At 63.1% G+C, this 6,000-nt stretch carries 4 protein-coding genes; 1 reads left to right on the plus strand and 3 read right to left on the minus strand.

Annotation, left to right across the window (positions count from 1 at the left end; translation table 11 throughout):
• The first annotated feature begins 188 nt into the window (after positions 1-188).
• Complete coding sequence (locus J7360_RS17890) at positions 189-1,433, plus strand: GAF domain-containing sensor histidine kinase (protein WP_007965298.1); 1,245 nt, start codon at positions 189-191, stop codon at positions 1,431-1,433.
• A gap of 158 nt (positions 1,434-1,591) precedes the next feature.
• Here the strand turns inward: J7360_RS17890 and J7360_RS17895 are convergent, their stop codons facing one another.
• The 3 genes from J7360_RS17895 to mutM all read right to left on the minus strand — a co-directional run bounded on the left by J7360_RS17895 (position 1,592) and on the right by mutM (position 5,726).
• Complete coding sequence (locus tag J7360_RS17895; protein ID WP_209034372.1) at positions 1,592-3,199, minus strand: glucan biosynthesis protein D; 1,608 nt, start codon at positions 3,197-3,199, stop codon at positions 1,592-1,594.
• Between the two features lie 62 nt (positions 3,200-3,261).
• Entirely contained in the window at positions 3,262-4,377 is a 1,116-nt protein-coding gene (locus tag J7360_RS17900) for a DUF4380 domain-containing protein (RefSeq protein ID WP_209034380.1), read from the minus strand.
• 533 nt (positions 4,378-4,910) lie between these two features.
• Positions 4,911-5,726: a bifunctional DNA-formamidopyrimidine glycosylase/DNA-(apurinic or apyrimidinic site) lyase gene (mutM, locus tag J7360_RS17905; RefSeq protein ID WP_007965291.1), complete on the minus strand. Its 816-nt coding sequence runs from the start codon at positions 5,724-5,726 to the stop codon at positions 4,911-4,913.
• Between the last annotated feature and the right edge of the window lie 274 nt (positions 5,727-6,000).

Here is a 6,000-nt window from a genome sequence, read left to right on the forward strand (position 1 = left end):
ACGCCCCACCGGCCACGCGCTATACGCTTTGCAGGCGCTGCTAGACCTGTGCGGGCATGCGGTCACGGCGGCATCGCGGGCGCCATCAGACAAGCGTATCGTGGCGTCGGTGAGACAGCGGCGCACCACACAACCGGGCGCAACCGCGGTCCTGTAAACTGGCAATCGTCCACTCTTTGGAGGCACTCATGGATCCACTGCCTCCCGCATTACGCGCCGACATCGCGCGTGTTGGCCGGCTCTCCTCGGTCCCCGACGTATTGAGCGTCCTTACCCGTCTGACCGGGATGGGATTTGCCGCCGTCGCCCGCGTCACCGAAGCGCGCTGGATCACCTGCCAGGTGCACGATGCATTGTCCTTTGGCCTGCGGCCCGGCGACGAGCTGCCGCTGGCCACCACGTTTTGCGACAGCGTACGGGTGCGAGGCAATGCGGTGTGGTTCGGGCATGCATCGGATGACCCGATCTATCGCGATCACCCCTCGCCGCGGCTCTACGGCTTCGAGAGCTACGTCTCGGTGCCGATCAAGTTCGACGACGGCAGCGTGTTCGGCACCTTGTGCGCGCTGGATCCGCAGCCGCGCGTCATGGACGCACCGCTGGTGGAAAAGGTCGAACTGCTCGCACAGTTGCTGGCCGCCCAGATCCAGGCCGAGCAACGCGCCGAAGAAAGCGCGCTGGAATCGCGGCGCGCCCGCAGCGAACTGGGCCGCGTTGGCGCCTCGGCGCGCTTGCGCGAAGAATTCATCGGCATTCTCGGGCACGACCTACGCAACCCATTGCAGTCCATGCATGCGGTAGTGGATATGCTGTCCATCGACCAACTCAACCATCGCTACGGCAGCTCGATCCGCTCGCTGCAACGTAGCCTGCGGCGCATGGAAGAACTGATCGATTTCGCCTGCGATTTCGCTCGCGGCATCGAACTCGATTGGTTGCAGCTGGACTATGGCGACGGGAGCGACCTGCTCGATGCACTCTCCCAGGTCGTGGACGAAACCCGCGCCGCCTATCCCAACCAGGTGCTGTCCACGCATGTGGCCATCGACGAGCCAGTGCACGGCGATGCGATCCGTCTGGCGCAGATGTTCGGCAGCCTGATGATCAACGCCGTCGTGCAAGGGCCGCAAAGTTCGCTGATCAAGGCGGTCGCGGTCACTGAACATGGCCGGTTACGCATCGAAGTCTGCAATCTGGATGGGATCGATCCGCGTCGGCTGGATGTGCTGCATGCTTCCACCCATGTGCATACCGGCGGACGTGCGCTACCGGATGTCGATCTGGGCCTGCATATGGCGGCGCAGATCGCAAAGGCCCATCAGGGCGAATTACGCATCATCAGCGGCAAGGACGGCACCTGCTTCCGCGTGGAGCTGGCCTGCAGTCGTCCGCGCGGACGACTGCACCTGGTCGGCACCTCCTCACCGGCCTGAAAGCGCTACGCAGCGACTATCGTCCGCAAACAGCTTCGCCGACGGGTCGCGCTCCAGCCGCATGCGGCATGCCGCCCACACGTCCTCCGGCGCCGCATTGAGCGGCGCTGGCAACCGGATGCCAGCAACAAGCGCCGCCGGACGCGTTGCTCTGCTCCTCAGTAAATCTTGCGCTCGCTCGGCGGCGGCGGCGTCCACTGGTACAACCAGGTTTCGGTGAGCGGCTTGCCGTTGGCGCGCAGATACAGGCGGATATCGATCTGCTGGGTGCCCTCGTCCGGCGGTACCAGGTCGAACATCGCCCGATAGCCCTTGAGCTCGTGCAGCGGGCGCGCCGACACGATTTCAGTGGTGCCGCGCGACACCTGCAACACCGCCTCCACCTTGGCCTTCGGATCCTTCGCCAGCGCGGCCAGCTCGCCACCGGCAAAATCCACCGCAAAGCGCCAGGAGAAATGGCTGCGTTTTTGCCCGACGATGCCGCCGAGGCCGGTTCGGGTAGCCACGCAATGCGCCAACGGCGAGCTGGCCGGTGGCTGCGCGCCCCAATACAGCCGGTAGCCCATCAGCAGTTCCTGGCCCGGCTGTGGCTTGGCTTGCGGATTCCAGAACGCCACGATGTTGTCGAAGGTCTCGTCCACGGTCGGAATCTCGACCAACTGCACCGAGCCCTTGCCCCAACCACTCTTGGGTTCCACCCACAGGCAGGGGCGCTTTTCGTAGAACACGCCATCGTCCTGGTAATGGTCGAAGTTGCGGTCGCGTTGCAGCAGCCCGAAACCGCGCGGGTTCTCGTCGACGAACATGTTGAAACGCAGATGCGGCGGGTTGCATAAGGGACGCCAGATCCACTCGCCGCCGCCGGTCCACATCGCCAGGCCGTCGGTGTCGTGAATTTCCGGACGCCAATCCCAGTCCATCCGGTTATCGTTTTCGCCGACCTGGTACATGCTGGTGCACGGGCCGATACCCAACCGCTCGATCGCCTTGCGCGGGTACAGTGCGCTGTCGATATCCATCAGCAGCACATCGCCATTGGTGATGGCGAACCGATACGCACCGGCAACGCTGGGCGAATCCAGCAAGCCGTACACCACCACCGTGTCCGAATCGTCGGCCGGCTGCTCCAGGTAATAGGCGATGAAATCCGGAAACTCTTCCGGCCCGCCGGTACCGGTATCGATGGCCAGCCCGCGCGCCGATTGCCCATACTGGCCTTCCTTGCCGACAGCACGGAAGTAGCTTGCGCCCAGGAAGGCCGAAAAGTCGCGGTCGGTGTCCTTGCGTGTATTGAGCCGGAAACCGGCAAAGCCCAGATCCTTCGGCAATTGCTTGCCGCCCAGCCCGCTGCGGCCGTAATCGAATGCCGCCGGGTCGTAGGCCAGTTGCTGTGCCTTGCCATCGACGATGTCGTAAATGTGCACCGGTGTATGGAAATACAGTCCCAGGTGGAAGAACTTGGCCTGGAATTTGCCGCTGCCATTGGCCCACAGCGCGTGGTCCTGCCGGTAGCGGATGGACTGATACTGATCCCAGTTCAGCGCCTCAAGCGGCCCCGGCAACAGCTGCTTGTGGCTCTTGTAAGGCGCGTTCGCCAGCTCGCGCGCCTGCCCCTTCAACCAGGCGTAGTCGAACGGCTGCGGCTGCCCGAGTCGACGCAGACCGACGGCCTTGGCCGCTAGCGCCCATTGCGGCAACGTCGGCAAACCGAGCGCGGCCAATGCGGCAGCAGCATTCTTCAGGAAGTGGCGTCGTTGCACGCGCATCGATCTGGTCAGGGAATGGGCGACATCATAGCCACAGCCCGGCTTTGAGGTGAATGCGCACCTCAGCGAGGCGCAGATGGCGACGGAGAGGGCGCACCGCATGCATTCACCAGCGCGAGCGCTTTGGCGTTGCTGCAAAGGAACTGCCGCTGCGCCTGCTCCTCATCCGGCCCGGTGTAACGCAGCAGCGTCCACTGCTCCTGTGCCTGCATTTGCGCACCTGGCGCAAGCTGCCGATACGGTGCGTGCACCTCCATTTCCAGCAATCCCTGTTCCGGATGCTGGGCTGGCGCATCCAGATACAACTCCACCTGGCCTTGCTCGGGATGGATCGCCGACAGCGGTTGATGTGCGAAGCGAATCACCAAGACCTGCCCGCCCACGAAACCGGCCATCCATCCTGCAGACGGCTGCAGCAATAACTTGCCGCGCTGGATCAATCCATCTGGGCGGGCATCGGCGCGCAGCGCAAGCAGGCCGCGCTCCTGCTGATAACGCGGCGCAATCGTGCCGGGCTCGCGCGGCGGCTGCAGTCGAATATCCGTAGCAGCGGCAACCGGCACGAACACCCGCGTCGTGGCCGCAACCCGCGTGTTGAACCAAAGGTCCCAAGCAATCGGCTGCGCGCGGATATTGCGTGCGCTGGCACCGATTTCTACAGTGTCCGAACGCGCTGCGGAACGTTTGATCTGCTTGCGTAATTGCACCCCGGTCAGCGGGCTGGGCACGCCTTCAAATTCCACCACGTCATGCCGACGCATGCTGACGCGCGTCTGCGCCAGCGACAGATACGGATCCGGCGGCCACACCGCAGCCGCCGCCTGACGCTCGCGATTGAGTTGCTGGTGCAGCCACCACTGACTCTGCGGCCCGACCCACACATCATGGCCAAAATAAGCAATATCCCCGGCAGTGGCCGAGACCTCGGGCGCAGGCTGTTGCTCCACCGCTGCACCGAGCTTCAACACGTTGGGCTGGCCGCGCAGATTGAACGACAGCACGCGCCCGCCAAATGCCGGCGTGACGCTCAGTTCTATGGCGTTGGTCTTCAACTGCAGCCGCTCGACGGCAGCTGCATCGTCCGAAGAGGGCGTCACCGCGCCAGTCGACGTCATCGAGAGCAACGCACATGCACCGGTAAGCACCAGGGGAATGACTAGCTGTCGCGAGCTGGACATACAGCGCTTCCACGTAAGGACTTCACGATTGTGGCCCGCCCCCTGCGTGGACGCCAGAACACCGCTGCTCGCGTCTGCTTGCCGCAACGTTGCTGCAGGCCAGGCGCTTACGCCCGTCCGCGCGATGTCTGCCTGGAGACCTGGGCCACGCATAGCGTTTGGCGACGTTTCAACGGTCTCAAGCAGAAGGGAGCCCCGGTTGAGTCGGCGCATGCGCTCGGACATGCAAACAGGTTGGAGCCGGTGTCCGGAACGAGGCAGCGAACGCGACGACTCATCGAGCCAGGTAGCCGCCTTCCTCGGGCAACTCCAAATGCAATGCGTCGCAAACAGCCAGTGCATGCCGAACCCACGGTGCCCAAGAGAGCCATGTTGATCGTCACAACATTGCGAAGAGCAGGCGCGTGTAAAACGCCAGAACGTGGGCCATGTCCGGCGTTAGCCGAGCCGCATTGTTGTGGCTTCCGCTGGAACGATCTGGAGACTATCGCGACAACGCCAGCGGTCTGACACCGCGTCAGCTTGTATGGCGCTTATCGCTGACAGCTCCCGCACCACACCGTGGCGCGTTGACCGATCGTCGCGTGTTTCAAGACCCGCCCGCACTGTTTGCAGGCCTCGCCCTCGCGCCCATAAACAGAAAGTTCCTGCTCGAAATAGCCGGGCGCACCATCGGGGCTGATGAAGTCGCGCAACGTGGTTCCACCGCGCTGGATGGCATACGCCAGGATGTCTTTTACTGCATCAGCCAGACGCCGATAACGCTCCAGCGAGACCTTCCCCGCCTCGCGCAACGGACTGATTCCCGCCCGATGCAGGCTTTCGGCAGCGTAGATATTTCCAACTCCGACAACCACGGCCTGATCCATCAAAAAGGTTTTGACGGCAGCGCGCCGTCCCTGTGCCAGCGCGTGGAGATAATCGCCAGTAAATGCATCCGATAATGGTTCTGGACCAAGCGCAGCGAGCAAGTCATGGGCTTGCGCGCCGGATTGCCACAACAGGCAGCCAAAGCGACGCGGATCGTTGAAACGCAGCAAGCGCCCGCTTTGCAGACTGATATCCACATGGTCATGCGCCCGCGGCAACGTGTCGCCAGGCAGCACCCGCAGACTTCCGGACATCCCCAGATGCAACAGCGCGCTGCCGCCGGCATCCGTATCGATCAGCAGGTATTTGGCACGTCGGCGCACGTTGGTAATGGTGGCACCGGGAAGCAGGCGCTCAATCTGCTCGGGAATCGGCCAACGCAGATCGGGCCGACGCAGGATCACGCCATGGATCCGCTGCCCAACCAGATGCGGCGACAGGCCGCGCAACGTCGTTTCGACCTCGGGCAACTCAGGCATCAGTGCATCCAACAAACGCCGGCACACACCGGCAAAGCAGCTAATGGGGTCGAAACACTCAAATGCAATCAACGCGACGCTGCCGGTGCGCCATCGCTGTCGCCTTCCTGCTTTGCCTGCCTAATGTATAAGCCGTATCGCTGAGTCCCCAACGCTGGCTAATTTCAGCAGCTATCTCACTTGCTGCGCTGCTGCAGCACGTTGGTCGCCTACCGCTTCCGGAGTCATAAGGACATTGCCTGCTGGGACATTTCCTCAAATTCGGCGCAAAAAG

Origin of the sequence: Xanthomonas sp. D-99 (assembly GCF_017746145.1) — a bacterium.
Lineage (GTDB): Bacteria > Pseudomonadota > Gammaproteobacteria > Xanthomonadales > Xanthomonadaceae > Xanthomonas > Xanthomonas cissicola.